This is a genomic window from uncultured Reyranella sp. (assembly GCF_945957355.1).
Taxonomy (GTDB): domain Bacteria; phylum Pseudomonadota; class Alphaproteobacteria; order Reyranellales; family Reyranellaceae; genus Reyranella.
The window spans coordinates 176,782-196,042 of the sequence record NZ_CAMFKM010000007.1 but is presented as its reverse complement, the minus strand read 5'-3'; the positions used below and the strand labels follow the sequence as shown (position 1 = coordinate 196,042).

17 protein-coding genes and 1 pseudogene are annotated in these 19,261 nt (G+C 66.4%); 8 read left to right on the top strand and 10 right to left on the bottom strand.

Translation table 11 applies throughout. From position 1 onward, the window contains the following. Positions 1-125: 125 nt before the first annotated feature. The 3 genes from Q0Q48_RS14090 to Q0Q48_RS14080 all read left to right on the top strand — a co-directional run bounded on the left by Q0Q48_RS14090 (position 126) and on the right by Q0Q48_RS14080 (position 1,754). A complete protein-coding gene (locus Q0Q48_RS14090; protein WP_295138621.1) occupies positions 126-716 on the top strand; it encodes a PadR family transcriptional regulator in 591 nt (196 codons plus the stop codon). Further along, a complete protein-coding gene (locus Q0Q48_RS14085) occupies positions 713-1,033 on the top strand; it encodes a DUF2218 domain-containing protein (protein WP_295138619.1) in 321 nt (106 codons plus the stop codon). The genes Q0Q48_RS14090 and Q0Q48_RS14085 overlap by 4 nt, the downstream gene beginning before the upstream one ends. 67 nt (positions 1,034-1,100) lie before the next feature. Further along, positions 1,101-1,754 carry a heme-binding beta-barrel domain-containing protein gene (locus Q0Q48_RS14080; RefSeq protein WP_295138617.1) on the top strand — a complete coding sequence of 218 codons (654 nt, stop codon included), beginning with the start codon at positions 1,101-1,103 and terminating at the stop codon, positions 1,752-1,754. Positions 1,755-1,761: 7 nt separating this feature from the next. Here Q0Q48_RS14080 and Q0Q48_RS14075 read toward each other — a convergent pair whose 3' ends face one another. From Q0Q48_RS14075 to Q0Q48_RS14045, 7 genes and pseudogenes are all read right to left on the bottom strand, one after another. Next, the gene (locus Q0Q48_RS14075) at positions 1,762-3,276 is read right to left on the bottom strand and encodes an ABC transporter substrate-binding protein (RefSeq protein WP_295138615.1); all 1,515 of its coding nucleotides are present in this window, start codon (positions 3,274-3,276) and stop codon (positions 1,762-1,764) included. A gap of 84 nt (positions 3,277-3,360) precedes the next feature. Continuing rightward, positions 3,361-4,025: pseudogene (locus tag Q0Q48_RS14070) on the bottom strand (nitroreductase family protein). Positions 4,026-4,198: 173 nt separating this feature from the next. Next, a complete protein-coding gene (locus Q0Q48_RS14065) occupies positions 4,199-5,443 on the bottom strand; it encodes an MFS transporter (RefSeq protein ID WP_295138611.1) in 1,245 nt (414 codons plus the stop codon). Next, positions 5,427-6,269, bottom strand: a complete 843-nt coding sequence (locus Q0Q48_RS14060) for a fumarylacetoacetate hydrolase family protein (protein ID WP_295138609.1) — start codon at positions 6,267-6,269, stop codon at positions 5,427-5,429. Before Q0Q48_RS14060 ends, Q0Q48_RS14065 begins: the two co-directional genes overlap by 17 nt. A gap of 11 nt (positions 6,270-6,280) precedes the next feature. Continuing rightward, positions 6,281-7,027 carry an aspartate/glutamate racemase family protein gene (locus Q0Q48_RS14055; RefSeq protein ID WP_295138607.1) on the bottom strand — a complete coding sequence of 249 codons (747 nt, stop codon included), beginning with the start codon at positions 7,025-7,027 and terminating at the stop codon, positions 6,281-6,283. A gap of 2 nt (positions 7,028-7,029) precedes the next feature. Beyond that, entirely contained in the window at positions 7,030-7,749 is a 720-nt protein-coding gene (locus Q0Q48_RS14050; protein ID WP_295138598.1) for a DNA-3-methyladenine glycosylase I, read from the bottom strand. Between the two features lie 5 nt (positions 7,750-7,754). Next, positions 7,755-8,519 (bottom strand): alpha/beta fold hydrolase, encoded by a 765-nt coding sequence (locus Q0Q48_RS14045; protein WP_295138596.1) that lies wholly within the window; start codon positions 8,517-8,519, stop codon positions 7,755-7,757. Positions 8,520-8,607: 88 nt separating this feature from the next. Here Q0Q48_RS14045 and Q0Q48_RS14040 point away from each other — a divergent pair, with 88 nt between their 5' ends. Together Q0Q48_RS14040 and Q0Q48_RS14035 are read left to right on the top strand one after the other, a co-directional pair. Further along, the gene (locus Q0Q48_RS14040) at positions 8,608-10,848 is read left to right on the top strand and encodes an arylsulfatase (RefSeq protein ID WP_295138594.1); all 2,241 of its coding nucleotides are present in this window, start codon (positions 8,608-8,610) and stop codon (positions 10,846-10,848) included. Continuing rightward, positions 10,845-12,065, top strand: coding sequence for an MFS transporter (locus tag Q0Q48_RS14035; RefSeq protein ID WP_295138592.1), 1,221 nt, complete (start codon positions 10,845-10,847; stop codon positions 12,063-12,065). The genes Q0Q48_RS14040 and Q0Q48_RS14035 overlap by 4 nt, the downstream gene beginning before the upstream one ends. On the opposite strand, the gene Q0Q48_RS14030 is transcribed toward Q0Q48_RS14035, so the two are convergent. Next, the gene (locus Q0Q48_RS14030; protein ID WP_295138590.1) at positions 12,052-13,011 is read right to left on the bottom strand and encodes a tripartite tricarboxylate transporter substrate binding protein; all 960 of its coding nucleotides are present in this window, start codon (positions 13,009-13,011) and stop codon (positions 12,052-12,054) included. The two genes, Q0Q48_RS14035 and Q0Q48_RS14030, sit on opposite strands and share 14 nt — an antisense overlap. Positions 13,012-13,183: 172 nt before the next feature. Further along, positions 13,184-14,398: a CoA transferase gene (locus Q0Q48_RS14025; protein WP_295138588.1), complete on the bottom strand. Its 1,215-nt coding sequence runs from the start codon at positions 14,396-14,398 to the stop codon at positions 13,184-13,186. A gap of 134 nt (positions 14,399-14,532) precedes the next feature. On the opposite strand from Q0Q48_RS14025, the gene Q0Q48_RS14020 reads away from it, so the two are divergent. The 3 genes from Q0Q48_RS14020 to Q0Q48_RS14010 are packed head-to-tail and all read left to right on the top strand — an operon-like array spanning position 14,533 to position 17,511. Beyond that, positions 14,533-15,984 (top strand): amidase family protein, encoded by a 1,452-nt coding sequence (locus tag Q0Q48_RS14020; protein WP_295138586.1) that lies wholly within the window; start codon positions 14,533-14,535, stop codon positions 15,982-15,984. A 25-nt stretch (positions 15,985-16,009) separates the two neighbouring features. Continuing rightward, entirely contained in the window at positions 16,010-16,792 is a 783-nt protein-coding gene (locus Q0Q48_RS14015; protein ID WP_295138585.1) for an SDR family NAD(P)-dependent oxidoreductase, read from the top strand. Positions 16,793-16,827: 35 nt separating this feature from the next. After that, positions 16,828-17,511, top strand: coding sequence for an isochorismatase family protein (locus tag Q0Q48_RS14010; RefSeq protein ID WP_295138583.1), 684 nt, complete (start codon positions 16,828-16,830; stop codon positions 17,509-17,511). 203 nt (positions 17,512-17,714) lie between these two features. On the opposite strand, the gene hydA is transcribed toward Q0Q48_RS14010, so the two are convergent. Beyond that, complete coding sequence (gene hydA / locus Q0Q48_RS14005) at positions 17,715-19,160, bottom strand: dihydropyrimidinase (protein WP_295138581.1); 1,446 nt, start codon at positions 19,158-19,160, stop codon at positions 17,715-17,717. Positions 19,161-19,261 lie beyond the last annotated feature (101 nt).

Sequence of the window (19,261 nt, the reverse complement as noted above, 5' to 3'; positions counted from 1 at the left end):
TCGACGCTAAGCTGCTGATTTTAAACAAGGATTGAAATCGTAACGGAAAAGACTCCGTCGAGTCTTGAATTTCAGAACTCTCAAGATATATCTTGGATATGTTCAATCATATCAAAGATCGGTCCATGAGAGCTTTTCATCATCACCATCCTCGCAACGAAGAGGCCCACCGGCATCATTTCGGCCGGCGAAGCCATGGTCGGCCGGGCCACGGCTGGCACGGCGATTCGGACGAAGGCCGTGGCGGGCGTGGCCGCCGGCGGGTCTTCGACTCGGGCGAGCTGCGGCTTGTCCTGCTCAAGCTGATCGCCGACGAACCGCGGCATGGCTACGAACTCATCCGCGCCATCGAGGAGCTGACAGGCGGCCGCTACGTCCCGAGTCCCGGCATGGTCTATCCGACGCTGACCCTGCTCGACGAGATGGGCCATATCGCCGAGACCAAGTCGGAAAAGGCGCGCAAGGCCTTCGCGGTCACGCCAGACGGCACCACCCATCTGGTCGAACGCAAGGCCGAAGTCGACGCGCTGTTCGCGCGGCTGGCGGAGCTCGCCGGACTGCAGGAGCGCACCGACTCCGCACCCGTGCGCCGGGCGATGGGCAATCTGCGCGAGGCGCTGATCAATCGCCTGGCCCGCGATGGCGTGCAGAAGCAGACGGTCTACGACGTGGTCGCCATCATCGACGAAGCCGCGCAGAAGATCGAACGCCTATGAGCATTGCCAGCACCGCGCGCGTGCCGACCGCCAACGGCAGCCGCTACCTCCAGCAGCTCTGCAAGCACTGGAGCCACAATCTCGAGGTCGAGTTCACGCCGGAGACGGGCAGGGTCGTCTTTCCACGCAATGCCCGCGGCGCCGATTGGCCGGGCGATGCGACGCTCCATCTGACGGCGCAGGCCGATGCGCTGGAATGCCGGCTGGAGGCCAGCGCCGCGGGGCAGCTCGAAGCCCTCAAGGGCGCCGTCGCCAGCCACCTCGATCGCTTCGCCTTCCGCGAGGCGCCACTCGCCTTCGACTGGCGCGATGCGTGACAAGCCGCGCGCTTGTTAATGCCGGGGCGGGCTTGCACATTCCGCGCGAGTGCAGCCCGAGGACCCCATGTCGACCCTTCCTGAAGACGTCTTTACCGAGCCCGAGGATTTTTCGCCGGATACGCTGGCCAACCTGGGGCCGCTGGCCCGCCTGGCCGGCGAATGGGAGTCCGACAAGGGGATCGACATCGCGCCGAAGGCGGCGGGCCCCGAGCAGCGCAACTTCCGGGAACATATCCGGATGGAGCCGATCGACCCGCAGCCCAACGGGCCGCAGCTCCTCTACGGGCTGCGCTACCACATCCATATCAACACCGACGAGGAAGCCATCACCTTCCACGACCAGGTGGGCTACTGGCTGTGGGAGCCGGCGACCGGCCTGATCATGCAATCGATCGCCATTCCGCGTGGCCAGGTCGTGCTGGCGGGCGGGACGGCGAAGCCGGGTGACAAGACCATTTCCGTGGAAGCCAGGCGCGGCGACACCCGCTTCGGCATCTGCTCGACCACCTTCCTCGAGCAGGCGTTCCGCACCGACTATTACCGTATCGACATCACCTTCAACGATGATGGCAGCTGGACCTACGTGACACGCACCGACCTGGCGGTGCGCGGCAAGACGCCCGCCTTCGACCACCGCGACACGAACACGCTGCGGCGGGTCTCGGCGGCGGCACAGAACCCGATGGTGGACCGGCTGAAGAGCGGCAAGTTCGACTGAGCCGTCGCTATTTCAGCTTGAGGCCGACCACCCGCAGCAGCCCGTCCGGCACCGGCCGGAACCCTTCGAGCCGGACCGTATGGGTCGCCAGGTTCTGCGGGTGGTACAGGTAGAAGATCCAGCCTTTGTCGAGGAAGCGCTCGGTGATCTTGCGGTAGATCGCCTTGCGCGCCTCCGGGGCGGTCGCGGCCCGCGCTTCCTGGTGCCAGCCGTCCAGTTCCTTGTCACAGTACTTCCCCATGTTCTGCGGCGCACCGCAGGTCTGGAAGACCACCGCATTGCCGTCGGGATCGCTGCGGCCGCTCCAGGTCAGCGCATAGACCTGGAAGTCGCCGTCCTCGCCGGCCTTCAGCGCGGTCGCCACCTCGACGACGCGCAGCTTCAGGTCGAAGCCCGCCTCGGCCACCAGCGACTGCACGACCTCGGCGATGGCGCGCGACTCCGGCGCGTTGTTCACCATGTAGTCGAGGGTCAGCTTGCCGGTGATGCCGGCCTCCTTCATCAGCGCCTTCGCCTTGGTGACGTCGCGCTTGGGGATCGGAAAATCCTTCTGGTAGTACGGGCTCTGCGGGCTGACCCACTGGTTGCCCGGCACGAACTCGCCGTTGAACACGACCTGGTTGATGGCGTCGCGGTCGAGCGCCAGTTCGAAGGCGCGGCGCACCCTGGGGTCCTTGCCCAGCGGATTGTTCGACTTCGGTCCATTGTCCTGGTTGATCATCAGCCCGAACCAGGCGAGCGACACCGAGTTGGCGAGCTTGAGCTTGGGATCGGCGCGCACGGTCGGGATGTCGGTCGCCAGGATGCGCTCGGTGAGGTCGATGCCGCCGGAGCGCAGGTTGGCCAGGCGCACGGTCGTATCGACGATGGGCAGGTAGGTGATCCTGTCGATGAACACCTGGTCCTTGTTCCAGTAGTCGGCGAACTTCTCGACCACGATGCGGTCCTGCTGGACTCGCTCGACAAACTTGTAGGGGCCGGCGCAGACCGGCTTCAGGCCGAACTTGTCGCCCGCCGCCTCGGCGGCCTTGGGCGAGACCATCATGCCCGACCGGTCGGTGAGCTGGGCCAGCAGCGGAGAAAAGGGCTGCTTCAGGTTCAGCTTGATGGTGAGAGGGTCGACCACATCGACGCTTTCGACGATGCCGATCTCGGGCTTGCGGAAGGAGCCCTTCATCGTGAGGTGGCGTTCGAGGCTGTACTTGGCCGCCGCCGCGTCGAACGGCTCGCCGTCGTGGAATTTCACGCCGGGGCGAAGCTTGATCGTGACCGTCCTGCCGTCGGCCGAGGTCTCGTGGCCGAGTGCCAGCTGCGGCACGATCGCCAGCTTCTCGTCGATGTCGAACAGCTTGTCGCAGATCGAGGCGAAGACGATGCGGCCGGTGTAGGTGCGCGACAGGGTGGGGTCGAGAACGTCGGGATCGTCGCCGATTCCGATCCTGAGATGCCCCTGTGCCGAGGCGGTGCTCGCCGCCGCACAGAAAGCCAATGTCGCGAGAAAACGATGAGCCGTGCGCCGCATGTTGCCTCCGTCCTGACCGTCCCGGGACTCCAGCACGCGGCGTGCCACGAGGTCGAGTGAAGCTCGACCTGGGACGACAATTCTCTACCGGACTTCGAATCCCATCTTTGCCAGCGCGGCGCGCAGGGTCTCGCGGCCGTTCATCGCCTTGATCGGGCCAAGGCGGTTCAGCACGCGCTGCGTCCAGGTCGCCGCCTGCAGCTCGTGACGGGCCGAGAACTTGCTCATCTCGGCGTCGTAGGCGGCGCGCAGGGCCTCTTCCTTCGAGGCGTCGTAGTGCTCGGTGTGGAGCACCACCGACTGCGGCAGGCGCGGCTTCACCTCGCCCTCGCCCTTTTCCGTGGCGTATCCGACGCAGAGGCCGAACACGACGACGGCCTGGGGCGGCAGACCCAGAAGTTCGGCAACGCGGATCGGGTCGTTGCGCATGGCGCCGATATAGACCGTGCGCAGGCCCATCGATTCCGCGGCGACCACGGCATTCTGGGCCGCCAGCGCTGCGTCGATCGAGGCGACCATGAAGGTCTCCAGCCAGGGCATGGTCTCGAACGGGGTCTTCGTCGCGTTCGAGATTCGCTGGTTGCGCGACATGTCGGCGATCCAGGCGATGAACAGCGGGCACTGCTCGATATGCTTCTGGCCGCCGGCGTCTCGGCCAGCACCTTCTTCTTGGCGGGATCGGTGACGGCGACGGCCGACCACCACTGCATGTTGGAACTGGTGGCGGCCGACTGGGCGGCCGCGATCATGCTCTCCAGCGCGCCGGCCGGCACGGGATCAGGCTTGTAGCCGCGCACCGAGCGGTGATCGAGCATCGTGGCGATGGTTTCGTTCCACGGGCCGGCGGCCGGTACGGCCTCCGCGCCGTAGCGGCGAGCAAGAGCATCGGTCTTGGCGGGAGTGGCGGGCGTCAGGGAATCCATCAGGCGATGCTCTCGGGTTTGCGGCGGGTGATCGCGGTGATCAGCGCCAGGAAGATGAAGCCGGTGACGATCATGAAGATGGCGCGCGGCTCGCCATGGTCCATCAGGGAGCCATAGAGCAGCGGGGCGACCATGCCGCCCAGATTGAAGCCGGTGCTGACGAAGCCGAACACCTTGCCGAACGAGCCGGGAGGCGTGACGGCCCGCACCATCATGTCGCGCGACGGCTGGATGATGCCGTTCAGCAGGCCACCCAGCGACATGACGCCGATCAGGACGACGCCCGGCATGTCCACCCAGGCCATCAGGATCGCCATGGTCGAGGTGCAGGCAAAGCCGACGGCGGCGACGCGTTCGTGATGCGGTGTGCGGTCGGCGATGATGCCGCCCAGCAGCACGCCGCCGGCGCTGAACAGCAGGAAGCCCGACAGGGCCACGCTGGCGACCGAGAAGGGCGTGCCGTGGATTTGTCCCATGCCGACGACGGTGAAAGTCTGGATGCCGCCATTGGCCATGGCGAGGCAGAAGAAGAACAGGAGATTGCGCAGGATCGGGGCGCTCAGCAGCAGATCGAGGCCCACTTTCTGGTCTGCCTTGGTCGGTGCCTGTCCGGGCTTGTGCACGACGCGCGGGAGGACGCTGCCGGCCACGACCAGCAGCAGCGCCGTTGCCAGCGACAGGCAGGCCACGAAGAGGAAGGCGCCGTGCCAGCCCCACATCGCCGCGCAGGCCAGCACCAGGGCGGGCGTGACGCCCGATCCGAGATAGCCCGCGAAAGTGTGGATCGAGAAGGCCTTGCCGATGCGCTTGTGGTCGATCGTGGCCGACAGGATCGAATAGTCGGCCGGGTGATAGACGGTGTTGGCGAGACCGAGGAAGGCGTAGGCGATGACGAAGAACCAGTAGCCCGGCAGCATCGCGGCTGCCGCGACGGCGAGGCCGCCCAGGATCAGGCCGCCGGTCAGCATGGCACGAGGGCCGATGCGGTCGACCAGGAAGCCGGCCGGCGTCTGCAGCAGGGCCGACATGACGTTGAACGCCGTGAGCGCGAAGCCGATCTGGAAGTAGCTGACGCCAAAAGCCTCGCGCACCTCGCCGAACAGCGGCGGCAGCAGCATGATGTGTACGTGGCTCACGAAATGCGCCACGGCGATCAGCGCGATCACCTTGAATTCGCGGGTCTTCTTCGCATCGCTACCGGCGTCGCTGGCCGGCAGGTCGAAAGAATTACTCGTCGATGACATTGACGCCCAAGGTCCCTATGCGTGAGATCTCGACTTCCAGCCTGTCGCCCGCCTTCATCCAGAGCGGCGGCTTGCGGCCGGCACCGACGCCGTCGGGCGTGCCGGTCGCGATAATGTCTCCCGGCTCCAGCCAGGTCACCGTCGAGAGATATTCGATGATGGTCGCGACATCGAAGATCATGTGATCGGTCGTGTCGTGCTGCACCACGGTGCCGTTCAGCCGCGTCGTCAGTTCCAGCCGCTGCGGATCGGCGATCGTATCCGCCGTGACCATCCACGGACCGAGCGGCCCGGTGGCCGGGAAATTCTTGCCGGCGAAGACGGAGTGTTTCTGGAAGTCGCGCACGCTGCCGTCGATGAAACAGGTGTAGCCCGCGATCACGGAGAGGGCGCGGGCGCGCGGGACGTGCCGGCAGCGTTCGCCGATCACGATGGCGAGTTCGCCCTCATAGTCGAACTGGGTCGAGGCGCGCGGCCGCACGATGTCGCCGCCATGATGCACCAGAGTGTTGTGAAGCCGCGAGAAAACGCTGGGCACGGTCGGCATCTGGCGTCCGACCTCACCGACATGGCTCGCATAGTTGAGGCCGACGCAAAGGATCTTGCCGGGATCGGGAATGACCGGCAGCAGTTCCACGTCTTCGAAGCTGAGATCGGCCGATGCTTCCCTTGCCATGGTGCGGAGTTCGTCGAGAGACTTCGCCGCGATGACGTCACGCAGGCCGGCGCAGCGCCCCTTCGTGCGCGCCGACAGATCGACGATGCCGCCGTCGACGGCCGCGCCAAATTTGTTCGCGCCCGCATGGCGAAAGCTGACCAACCGCATAGGGACGGACCCTAGGGTGATTGCAGCAGCTTCGAAAGACCTTTGGAGAGTTTGATGCTGTCGACGGCGCCCGGCTTCGCAAGTGCACCATGGGTGGCCTTGGCGGGCTTTTGAAGCGCCAGCCCCTCGGCCATCGAGATGGCGCACGCCACCCCGTCGAGAAGAGGGGCGTCGACCATCGGCTTCAGCTTCGCGGCTAGACCGGCCAGGCCCGCACCGCCCAGGATCACGACGTCGGCGCCGTCCTCTTCGACGCAGGCGCTGCAGCCTTTTGCCAGCAATTCCATTGCGGCGGTGGGGTTACGCGCGATGTCGGCGCCCGTCGGCGCGACGGTGCGCACAGAGGCCAGACGGGAGGTGAGGCCGTGGCCTGCCACGAACTCCTCCAGCATCGACTTCCAGCGCTCGCCGCCGGTGACGATGGAGAAGCGGTTGCCCATGGCGCAGGCCTGCAGGATCGACGCATCAGCCATGCCGACGACCGGGACCGGGCTGACTTCCTTCAGAGCCGCGAGACCGGGGTCGCCGAAGCAGGCGAGAACCACGACATCCTTCGGGCCGCGATCGTTGGCATAGGCGTCGAGCGCGGCATGGCTTGCGATGGCGTAGGCCGCGCGCGAGGCGATGTAGCGGGGGCCGAAGGAACCGGTCAGCGCCCGCAGGCGCGTGCCCTTGGAGGCAAAACCCTTCGCCGTCCTGAGGACCAGATCGGTGATCGACTTCGTCGTGTTGGGATTGATCAGCAGGATGTTCGTCATGGTCAGGTCCGCATGGCTTCCGCGAGACGCGCGGCATCGTGATTCTCGCCGATCGACATCGAGCAGATGCGCGAGATGTGGGTGAGGGGCAGGCCGCTTTCCCGGGCCCATTCATTGATCTGTGCCTGGGCCAGCTTCTGGTCCTTCTTGGACGTGCCCTTCTCGCTGATCGGCACGCCGGCATCGCGCAGGCACATCATCAGGTCGCCGGTCAGGATGAAGGAATCACGGCCGAGGAAACGCAGCAGGTACTGGCCGGAGAAGCCGCCGAGCCGGGAGCCGCGTTTGGCAAGGACGTCGAGCAGGCCGATCTGGTCGTCCGCCGGCCAGGCGGCCAGGAACTTGCCGAAGCTGCCATGCTCCGCCGCGATGTCGGTGACGAACTTCGCATTGTCGCGCACCGACCGGATGCTGGTCGGGTTGCGCACGATGCGCGTGTCCTGTGTCAGCTTCTCCCAGAACTCGGCGGGCTGGAACAGGAGCCGCTTGGGATTGAAACCGAGGAAGGCTTCCTCGAAGCCCGGCCACTTCTTGTCGATCACGCTCCACACGAAGCCCGCGCAGAAGACGCGGCGCGCCATCTCGGCCAGCACGCGGTCGTCCGTCAGCTTCGCCAAAGCCTTGTTGTCGCGCTTCTTCGGCATCAGCGACGCCAGCACCTTTTCGCCGCCCTTGCGCTTGGCGGCGCGCGCCTGGATCGACTTGAAGGAAACGCGTGCCACGCCTTCTACTCGAGCCAGCCGTCGAAGAAGTCGAAGACGCTCGCCTTGAACATCGGATGACCGATGCAGGAGAAGTGATCGCAGCCCGGCAGGGTCACCGCCTTGGCGCCGGGAATGCAATCGGCCAGACCCTGCGGTGGTCCCGCGAGCTGGTCGCGGGCGCCGGCCACGACGAGGGCCGGACGCCGGATCGCCATCAGGGAATCGCGCGTCAGCGGCAGGCGTGGCCCGCGCGAGCAGGCGGCCAAGGCCAGCCGGTCTTCCTTCTGCTCGTCGGCGAAGTGCCGGAAGCTCCTGAGCATCGGGTCCGCGATCTCGTCGGGGGTGGCAGCTTCCATGGCCTCCGCCATGGCGCCTTCCGCGCGCGGCGGATCGAACAGTTTGCCGCCGACGCCCGCGACCACGAGATGATCGATGCGGCCGGGATCCACCAGCGCTGCCGTCAGCGCGATGTGCGCGCCCATGGAGAAGCCCAGCACGTGGGCGCGCTCGACGCCGGCACGGTCCATCAATGCAAATACATCGCGCGCCATCGCCTCGCGGTCATATCGGGCGGGATCGTGCGGCTTGGCGCTTTCGCCATGGCCGCGATTGTCGAGCGCGAAACCGCGTAGCCCCTTGGCGGCGATGGCGTCGTACCAGCCCATGCGCTTCCAGTTCTCGGTGCGATTCGCGGAGAAGCCGTGCACCAGCACGATCGCCTTGCGGCCATCGGCGGGACCGAATTCGTCGTAGGCGAGGTCGAGCCCATCGGAGGTGAAGTGAGCCATGACTTTCCCTAACAAGTGGCATGAACTGCGACAAGGTTGATCGCGCTGCCCAAGTGTCGGAAAACCGCGACAACGAAAGAGGAAGCGCATGACGGGACATGGCGGAAAGATCGGCAAGACGGTTCAGGAGTCACAGCCCCACTGGCCGGAGGCGCCCAAGCGGCCGAAAGGCGCGCCCAACATCCTGGTCATCCTGTTCGACGATGTCGGCTTTTCCGACTTCGGCTGCTATGGCTCGCCGATTCACACGCCCGCCATCGACGCCATCGCCAAGCGTGGCCTGCGCTACACCGGCTTCCACACGACCGCGATGTGCTCGACGACACGCGCCGCGTTGCTGACCGGCCGCAACCACCATTCGGTCGGCGTCGGCTGTCTCGCCAACTTCGATTCGGGCTACCCGGGCTATCGCGGCAAGATCAGCCGCGAGGCGGGCACCATCGCCGAGATGCTGCGCCCGCACGGCTATCGCAACTACATGCTGGGCAAGTGGCACGTGACGCCGCTCACGGAATCGGGCGCCACCGGCCCGTTCGACGGCTGGCCGCTCGGCCGCGGCTTCGACCGCTATTACGGCTTCATGGATGCCGAGACCGACCAGTATGCCCCCGAGCTGGTGCGCGACAACACGCCGGTCGATCCGCCGGGCACCTTCGCCACCGGCTATCACCTGACGTCGGATCTCGTCGACCAGGCGATCCGCTATCTCGCGGACCACGTGGCCGACAATGCCGAGATTCCCTGGCTCACCTGGGTGGCTTTCGGCGCCTGCCATGCGCCCCACCAGGCGCCGTTCAACCTCGTCTCCAAGTACGACTCGGTGTTTGCCGAAGGCTGGGACGCCGAGCGCGAGCGTCGTCTCGCCCGCCAGATCGAGATGGGCATCGTGCCCAAGGGCACGCAGCTGCCGCCGCGCAACGACTCGGTGCGTGCCTGGGCGGACGTGGCCGAGCCGGAGCGGCGCATGTTCACGCGGCTGCAGGCTGCCTATGCCGCTATGCTCGACCATGCCGACCAGCATATCGGCCGCCTGATGGCCTTCCTCGAAAGCGCCGGCCAGCTCGAAGACACCCTGGTCATTGTCATGTCCGACAATGGTGCCAGTCAGGAGGGCGGCCCGTTCGGCATGATCAACGCCATGGGGCCCTACAATCTCCGCCGCGAATCGCTCGAGGAGAAGATCGCGCGCATCGAGGATATCGGCGGGCCCGACACGCATTCGAACTTCCCGTGGGGCTGGGCGATGGCGGCCAACACGCCGCTGCGCCGCTACAAGCAGAACACGCATGGCGGCGGCATCCGCGACCCGCTGGTGATGGCCTGGGACAAGGGCATCGCCGCGCGCGGCGAGCTGCGCCACCAGTTCTGTCACGCCAGCGACCTCGTGCCGACCCTGCTGGACGTGGTCGGCATCAAGCCGCCCAAGGTGATCAACGGTGTGAAGCAGATGCCGCTCGAAGGCACGAGCTTCGCCAAGAGCCTGAAGAACGCGAAGGCCAGGTCCAAGGCCAAGCCGCAGTATTTCGAGATGTTCGGCCATCGCGGCCTGGTGCAGGACGGCTGGAAGGCTGTCTCCTACCATCCGCCGGGCGCCGACTTCGCCAACGACAAGTGGGAGCTCTACCACCTCGACCGGGATTTCAACGAGACCAACGATCTCGCCGAGAAGGAGCCCGAGCGGCTGAAGGCGATGATCGAGGAGTGGTGGCGGCAGGCGGAGGCGAGCAAGGTGCTCCCTCTCGACGACCGATTCGCGCCGCGCTTCGCCGACAATGCCAAGCGCTTCCACGGTCCGCGCAACCGCTTCGTCTTCCACGCCGGTATGGGCCATGTCCCGACCGACGTGGCGCCTGACGTGCGCAACCGCACCTACACGATCGAGGCTGACGTCCATGTCGACGGGCCGATGACCGAGGGCGTGCTGATCGCCCATGGCGATATGACGACCGGCTATTCGCTCTACATGAAGGACGGGAAGCTCACCTACGACATGAACATCGGCGGCGAGCATCATCTGATCGTCTCCGACCGGCCCGTGCCGGCCGGCAACCGCAAGCTGGCGGTGCGCATGCGCCGCAACCAGGGCCGCAACCTGGCCACCATCCTGATCGACGGCGAGCCGGCGGGCAGCTTCGACACCCAGAACGGCTTCGTGAGCTTCATCTCCTGGTCGGGCCTCGACATCGGTCGCGACCGGTCGAGCCCGGTGTCGCACTACGAGGCGCCGTTCGCCTTCACCGGCAAGCTGCGTAAGGTCACCGTGCTGATGGACGACGATCAGGTGCTCGACGCCGAAACGGCAGCCACGGCGGCGCTGGCGCGCGAGTGAGCGAAGCCCGCCCGGGAAGGGGCATCGACAGCGCCTACGCCTGGCGGCTGGCGCTGGTCTCGATGGCCTGTGTCGCGCTGGGCGGCGGCGGCATCTACCTGCCCATGGTCGGCCTCAAGGAGATGGCGGCCGACTTCGGCGATCAGCGCGCCGTGCCGTCCTTTGCCTACATGGTGGGTTTCTTTGGCATGGGCGTGGGCGGCGTCTTCATGGGCTGGCTGGCCGATCGCACCAGCCCCCGGGTGCCCCTGCTGATTGCGGCCCTTTCGATCGCGCTGGGCGGATGGGTCGCGTCGCGCGGCGGCGAGTTCGCACTCTATGCCGGCTACGCGATGCTGCTGGGCTTCTTCGGCAATGCCGGCACCTTCACGCCGGCGATGAACAACGTGCAGGGCTGGTTCGAGAAGCGGCGCAACATGGCGGTCGCGTTGATCTCCATCGGGCCGGCGGTGGCCGGCTCGGTGTGGCCGCAGGTCTATCGCCTGCTGCTGCCGGAGATCGGCTGGCGCGACACGCTGCTGGTCTATGGGCTGGTGTCCGGTGTGCTTCTGCTGCTGGGCGCGCTCTATGTTCGTGCGGCACCGACTTTGCGCGGGCCGGGCGGGCGGCGGCGCGAGGAGAAGGTCCACCTGCCGCTACCCTCCTCGACGATCATGCTGCTGCTGTCGGCCGCCGGCTTCTGCTGCTGCGCCGCCATGGCGATCCCCTTCGTGCATATGGTCGCGTTCTGCGGCGACCTCGGTTATCCGGCGGCGCGCGGCACCGAGGCGGTGTCGCTGGTGCTGATCTCGGCCATCGTCGCCACTTTCGTCATGGCGCGCCTCGCCCAGCGCATCGGGCCGCTGCCCGTCAGCCTGCTCTGCTCGGTGATCCAGATCGGCTCGCTGGTCGGCTTCCTCCATGCGCGCGACATCAACGGCATCTACGCGCTGTCGCTGCTGCACGGCATTCCCTTCATCGCCATCGTTCAGGGGTATGCGCTGAACCTGCGCTTCCTCTACGGACCGACCATCGCCGGCTGGCGACTGGGCGTGGTGATGCTGTTCGCGATGGCGGGCATGGCGGCGGGCGGCTGGCTGGGCGGCTTCATCTTCGACGCGACGCTCTCCTACGCGTCGGCCTTCCAGTCGGCGCTCGCCTTCAACCTGCTCAACCTGATGCTGCTGGGTATCCTCTACATGGCCCAGCGCCGGCGGCAGATGGTCAGTCTGCCTTGATGCCCGACTGGGCAATCACCTTGCTCCAGCGCTGATCCTCGCTCTTCAGGAACGCGGTGAACTGGGCAGCGTCCATTGCGTGCGGGATGGCGCCCACGGCCAGGAACTTCTTCTGGATGTCCGGCAGGCCGACCACCTTCACGACGGCGTCCGACAGGCGCTTGACCTTGTCGACGGGCGTCTGCGCCGGCAGGAGGACCGCCAGCCACGCACTGGCTTCGAGGCCGGGGAAGCCCTGCTCGGCGATGGTCGGGCTGTCGGGGAAGAAGGAGAGGCGATCGAGCGTGCTGACGGCGATCAGCCGCAAGCGCCCGGCATCGACATGCGGCTTGGTGACGGTGACGGTATCCATCGCGAGCTGCACCGTGCCGGCGACGAGGTCGTTCATCGCCGGCGGGCTGCCCTGATAGGGCACGTGAAGGATGCGCATGCCGGCCTTGGCCTTCAGCTCCTCCATCGCGACGTGGCTCAAGGTGCCGTTGCCCGACGAGGGATGGCTGAGCTTGTCCGGGTTGGCCTTAACGTAGGCGATCAGTTCGGGCAGCGTCTTCACCGGCAGGGACGGATGCACCACCAGCACGAGCGGCAGGTCGCACACGCGCGCCACCGGCTCGAAGCTGGTCAGGCTCTGGTAGGTCACGTTCTTGTAGAGGTGCGGATTGATGGCCAGGGCGGCGAGCGGCGACAGGACGAAGGTGCTGCCGTCCGGCGTCGCGCGGGCGACCAGGCCAAGCGCGATGCTGCCGCCCTGACCCGGTCTGTTGTCGACGATGACGGTCTCGCCCAGCTCGGGCTTCAGTGCCTCGGCGAGCAGCCGGGCGACGATGTCGGTCGCCTGGCCGGCCGGAAAGCCGACCACCAGCTTCGCGACCTTGTCGCCCTGCGCTTGGGCCGACGGCGCGGCCAACGTGGCGAGCGAAAGCGCACCAAACGTACGTCGTAGCATCTTGATCCTCCCTGGCAGGCTGTTCGAAGAGGGTTTTTGCCCGCTCTGGCGGGAAACATGGCCCGGCTGCGGTACCATGATACCTGCAATTGGAGCCGGTTTTTCCTTTCGTCTGATTCGTTTATTTCGTTTATCTCGTTTATTCGCGAAAATCGGGCTTTTCGGCGGCCCGCTAGATGACCCTGCGCGCCCTCAGCGCCGCGATCTCCGCTCCGGACAGGCCCAGGCCGCCATAGACTTCTTCGTTGTGCTGACCGATCGCCGGACCGGCATGGCGGACGGCGCCCGGCGTTTCGGAGAAGCGCGGCACCACGCCCTGCATGCGCACTGCACCCAGCTCCGCGTCGGGTACGCTGACGATCGCCTGGCGGGCCTGGAACTGCGGATCGGCGAAGACGTCGGCGATGTCGTAGATCGGCGAGAAGCCGACCTCGTGCCGGGTGAAGGTCTCGCGCAGCTCGGCCAGGGTCAGCCTGCCGATGGCCGCGCCGACGATCTCGTCGAGCTCGCGGTAATGCTTCACCCGCGCCGGATTGAGGGCGAATCGCGAATCCTCCAGCAGGTGCTTGAGGTCGAGCGCCGCGCAGAGCCGCACGAAGATGCTCTGCGTCGAGGCCGCGATCGATGCCCACTTGTCGTCGGCGGTGCGATAGACGTTGCCCGGCGCGGCATACTGGCTGCGATTGCCCGACCGCGTGCGTACGGCGCCGAGCTGGTCGTACTCGATGGCCAGGAACTCCAGCGTGCGCATCATCGCTTCGGTCGCCGAACAATCGATCTCCTGGCCGCGGCGCTCGGGATGGCGTGCGAGATCGTGCAGGGCGGCCAGGATGCCCAGCGCCCCGAACAGGCCGGCGACGGCGTCGGAGATCGGATAGCCGAGATGCAGCGGCCGCCCGTCCTCCTCGCCGCAGATCTGCGTGAAGCCGCTCATGGCCTCGAAAATGCGCGCGAAACCCGGCCGCCCGGCATAGGGCCCGTCCTGGCCGAAGCCGGTGACCCGCAGGATGGTGAGGCGCGGATTGAGGCCTTGCAGCCAGGCGCGCGTGATGCCCCAACCGTCGAGCGTGCCGGGGCGGAAGTTCTCGACCAGCACGTCGGCGTCGGTGACCAGCTTCGCGAACAGCTCGCGGCCCTCGGGAATGCGCAGGTCGAGGGTGACGCCTTTCTTGTTGCGGTTGGTGACCTTCCACCACAGCGGCACGCCGTCCTTGTGCGGCGCCAGTGCACGCAGCGAATCGCCCACGCCCGGCATCTCGACCTTGACGATCTCGGCACCGTAATCGCCCAGCAGGCCCGCCGCGAACGGGCCGGCCACGACCGTCGAAATGTCGACGATGCGCAGGCCCTTGAGCGGTCCGGCGGCTTCTGTGGGGTTGGTTGTCATCGTGCGTTTCCTCGTTGGCGAATATTGGGCCGATGCGCATGCGGAGCCGTCAGGGCAGCCAAACCAGCTTTGCGCGACAGGGAAGGCAGACAGGCGCGGGCTAAGGCTGGCAGACTGGTTGCTGGAGGCACTGCATGAGCAACGAACTTTGGCGTCTTACCGCAGTCGAGGCCGTTTCGCGCCTCAAGAAGAAGGAGATTTCGCCCCTCGACCTGGTGGACGCTTCGGCGGCGCGCATGGCCCAGGTCGAGCCCGCCGTGAACGCCATGCCGACGCTGTGCCTCGACCGCGCGCGCGACCACGCCAAGCGGATCATGGAAGGCAAGGCCAACGAAGCCGAGGGCGAAGCGGGCTGGCTGGCCGGTCTTCCGGTGTCGATCAAGGACCTGACCGACGTGGCGGGCGTGCGCACCACCTATGGTTCGCCGATCTTCGCCGACCATGTCCCAGAGAAATCCAATCCGCTGGTCGAGCGTATCGAGCGCAAGGGCGGCATCGTGGTCGGCAAGTCGAATACGCCGGAATTCGGCGCCGGCGGCAGCACCTTCAACGAGGTCTTCGGCCGCACGCGCAACCCCTGGAACACCTCGCTCACCTGCGGCGGCTCCACGGGCGGCGGCTCGGTCTCGGTGGCGACCGGCGAGGTCTGGCTGGCGCACGGCTCCGACCATGGCGGCTCGCTGCGGCGGCCCGGCACCTACTGCTCGACCGTCGGTCTCCGCCCGTCGGCCGGCAGGGTGACGCGCGGTACCTCGAACAATCTCTATTCGCCGCAGTCGGTGCAGGGCCCGATGGCGCGCAACGTCGCCGACCTGGCGCTGTTCCTCGACACGATGGCAGGTTTCTGTCCGCAGGACGCCATGACCTTCGACGCCCCGGCCGTGTCGTTCAGCGCGGCGGTGGCCAATCCCGTTCTGCCGAAGCGTGTGGCCTTCACGATTGATTTCGGCGGCCGATTTGAGGTCGACCGCGAGATCCGCGAGATCTGTACGAAGATGGCGCAACGCTTCGAGGAGCTGGGCTGCATCGTCGAAGAGGTCTCGCCCGACTTCGGGCCGGTCGACGAAGTCTTCATGGCGTTTCGCAGCCAGCAATTCCTCGTCGACCGCGAACTGCAGATCCAGCAGCATCGTGACAAGTTCAAGCCCGACATCATCTGGAACACCGAACTCGGCCTGAAGCAGACCACCAGCCAGCTCGCCTGGGCCGAGCGGGAGCGCGCGGCGCTCTATCGGCGCATGTTCGCCTTCTTCCAGACCTACGACCTGCTGGTGACGCCGGGCGCGCCGACCGCCGCCTTTGACGTCAACCTGCGGGCGCCGGCCACCATCGCCGGCAAGAAGCTCGAAAACTACATGTCGGGCTCGACGCTCAACTCCGCCATCACCGTGACCGGCAGCCCGGCGATTGCCGTTCCCTGCGGCTTCGACAGTTTCGGCCGGCCGGTGGGCCTGCAGCTCGTCGGCAAGCCGCGCGGCGAGGCGGCGCTCCTTCAGGCCGCCGCGCTTTACGAGAAAATGGTCGGTTTCGATCGACTCCTCCCCATCGACCCCAAGCCGGGAACCGTGCCACCATCCTCCCCATAAGACGGGCCATAAAGGGGAGGAAACAATGCGGGTCGTCATTACCGGCGCGAGCCGTGGTATCGGTCGCGCGACCGCCTTGAAACTGGCGGCCGAGGGCGCGGAGGCGATGACGCTGTGCGACGTGGCCTATCTCGACGAGCTCGAGACGCTGGCTACCAACCTGCGCACCTCGGGCTGCAAGGTGCGCACGCTCAGGGCCGACATGGCCAAGCCCACGGCGCCTGCCAGGGTGATCGCGGCGGCGGTCAAGGCGATGGGCGGCATCGATGCCCTGGTGGGCAATGCCGGCATTACCGCGCCCGCGAAGCTGGTCGACCTCGACCTCGCGACCTGGAACCGCGTGTTCGACATCAACCTGCGCGCCAACTGGCTGCTGGCCAAGGCCGCCCATCCGCATCTCAAACGCTCAAAGGGCGCCATCGTGATGCTGGCGTCGATGGCGGGCGTCGTGCCGCAGCTTCCGACCGGCGCCTACAGCCCGACCAAGGCCGCGCTGATCATGCTGACCGAGATGATGGCCCAGGAATGGGCGCCCGACGGCATCCGCGCCAATGCTGTCTGCCCGGGCTTCGTCCATACCTCGATGACGGACGCGATCTACAGCAAGCCCATCCTGGCGCGCGGCCGCGCCAAAATGGTGCCGCTCGGCCGGGTCGCCAAGCCGGGCGATATCGCCGATGCCATCGCCTTCCTGCTGGGACCGCAAGCCAGCTACATCACCGGGCAATCCCTGTTGGTCGATGGCGGCCTCGTCCATTCGGTCCTCAACCATGTTCCGGGAGTCGCCGCGACGCCGCGCTCCCGATAGGCTGGAGTGACAAACTCCGGCCTCAAGCACCTCGCATGGAAACCTCGCCCAAGACGGCACGTCAGCTCTACGAGGCGCTCAAAGCCGATCCGCGGCGGCCGCGTTTCGGCTTCGGGCGCAAGCCAGCCCTGGTGAACATCGATCTCCAGAACGCCTACACGCGGCCGTCCGAGTTCGCGACGGCCTACGAGACCGATCCCCGGCAGATCGAGCATGTGAACAGGCTGGCGCGGTTGCTACGCTCCCACCGCTGCCCGGTGATCTGGACCTTCGTCGCCTATCTCGACTCGGGCGAGGATTGCGGCGTGTGGGGAACGCGCGCCGACATGTCCGAGAGGCTGCGAAGCATCAAGGCCGGCGACCGGCGGGCGCAGCTCGACGACCGCTGCGACGTCGAGCGCGACCATGACATCGTCATGAACAAGCGCATGGCTTCGGCCTTCTTCGAGACGAACCTGGGCTCGCTGCTCACCTTTCACCAGGTCGATACGCTGATCGTCACCGGCGGTTCGACGTCGGGCTGTGTGCGCGCCACCGTGGTCGACGGTCTTTCGCGCGGCTTCCGTACCATCGTTCCCGAGGAGTGCGTCGCCGACAAGCACGAGAGCCCGCACTTCGCCAACCTCTACGACATGATGGCCAAATACGCCGATGTCCTGCCGATGGCCGAAGTGGTCGAGTTCCTCGAAGGCTATACAGCGGAGTCCTCAAGTGGATGATCTGGAGTCGCGTCCGTAAAAGAACCACCAGCTCAAAAGCACCCCGTCGTCTCGACCGAAGCCGAGCGTAGCGAGGCGGAGTGGAGAGACCTTCTCTCCCCGATTTGACGGCTTTTGGTGGAGAAGAGGTCTCTCCGCTCCGCGCTGCGCGCTCCGGTCGAGACGACGAAGTGGGTTTGGGTCGAACTTAAAGTCATCCTTCTCTAATTGAAGATCGACGGGTCGATCAGGGGCCGGCCGCGCGGGCGGGCGGCTTCGGGGCGGTCGCACTTCTGGAAGAGTCCGCGGCCGGCCGAGCCGCTCATGCGGCCTTCCTCCATCACCACCTCGCCGCGCGACAGGGTCATCACCGGATAGCCGGTGAGCTCGCGCCCCTCGTAGGGCGTGTAGTCGCAATTGTGGTGGAGGATCGAGTTGGTGAGGCTCACGCGGCGTTCGGGATCCCACAGCACAATATCGGCATCCGAGCCGACGGCGATCGTGCCCTTGCGCGGATGCAAGCCGTAGATCTTCGCGGCGTTGGTCGAGGAGAGCGCCACGAACTGCTGCAGGGTGATGCGGCCCTTGTTGACGCCTTCGGAGAACAGCAGCGGCAGTCGCGTCTCGACGCCCGGCACGCCGTTGGGGATCTTGCGGAAGCTCTGGGCGGCACCGGGCAGCTTCTTGCCGCGCACGTCGTCGAACCTGAAGGCGGCATGGTCGGAGGAGAGGACCTGGAAGGTGTTGGCCGACAGGCCTGTCCAGATATGCTCCTGGTTGTCGGTGCCGCGCGGCGGCGGCGAGCAGACGCACTTTGCGCCCTCCTCGCCGGGCTTCTCGAAATCCTCTTCGCTGAGGAAAAGGTATTGCGGGCAGGTCTCGCCATAAACGCGCAGACCGCGCGCCTGGGCGCGCTGGATCTCGTGCATCGCCTCCTTCGCCGAGACGTGGACCAGCAGCATCGGCACGTCGAGCAGTTCGGCCAGCGAGATGGCGCGATGGGTGGCCTCGCGCTCGACGACGAAGGGTCGCGACGTCGCATGGAACTTGGCGGCCGTCATGCCCTTCAACTCCAGCCGCTCGGTCAGCCAGGTGATGCAGTCGGAGTTTTCCGCATGGATCATGAGCATCGCCTGCTCGCGGCGGGCGGCGGCCAGCGCATCGAGCATCTCGCGATCGGTCAGCTTCACGTCATCGTAGGTCATGTAGACCTTGAACGAGGTGTAGCCGTCGGCGACCAGGGCGGTGAAATCCTGGCCCATGATCTTCTCGCTGGCGTCCGACAGAATCACATGGAACGCATAGTCGATCAGCGACTTGCCTTCGGCACGCGCATGATACTTGTTCACCGCGTCGCGCAGGGGCTGGCCCTTGTTCTGGTAGGCGAAGGGAATGATGGTCGTGGTTCCGCCGGCCGCGGCGGCGCGGCTGCCGCTCTCGAAATCGTCGCAGAAGACCGAGCCGTCGGCCGTGTCCTGGTCGAAGTGGACATGGGCGTCGATGCCGCCGGGCACGGCGATCAGGCCGCTGGCGTCGATTTCGCGGCGGCCCCGGTCGAGCCGTTCGCCCAGTGCCACCACGCGTCCGCCGACGATCCCGATATCGCCCTTCACCACATCGGAAGCCGTGGCAATCGTCGTGTTGCGGATGACGAGATCGTATTCGGCCATTTTCCCTCCCGTTTGCCGCTATTATAGCAAGTCCCGTGCCCGTCTCCGGTGGCCGCCTCTGCGCCTAGACCGGGGGCGCGGCCCGGTCCAAACTCTCATCA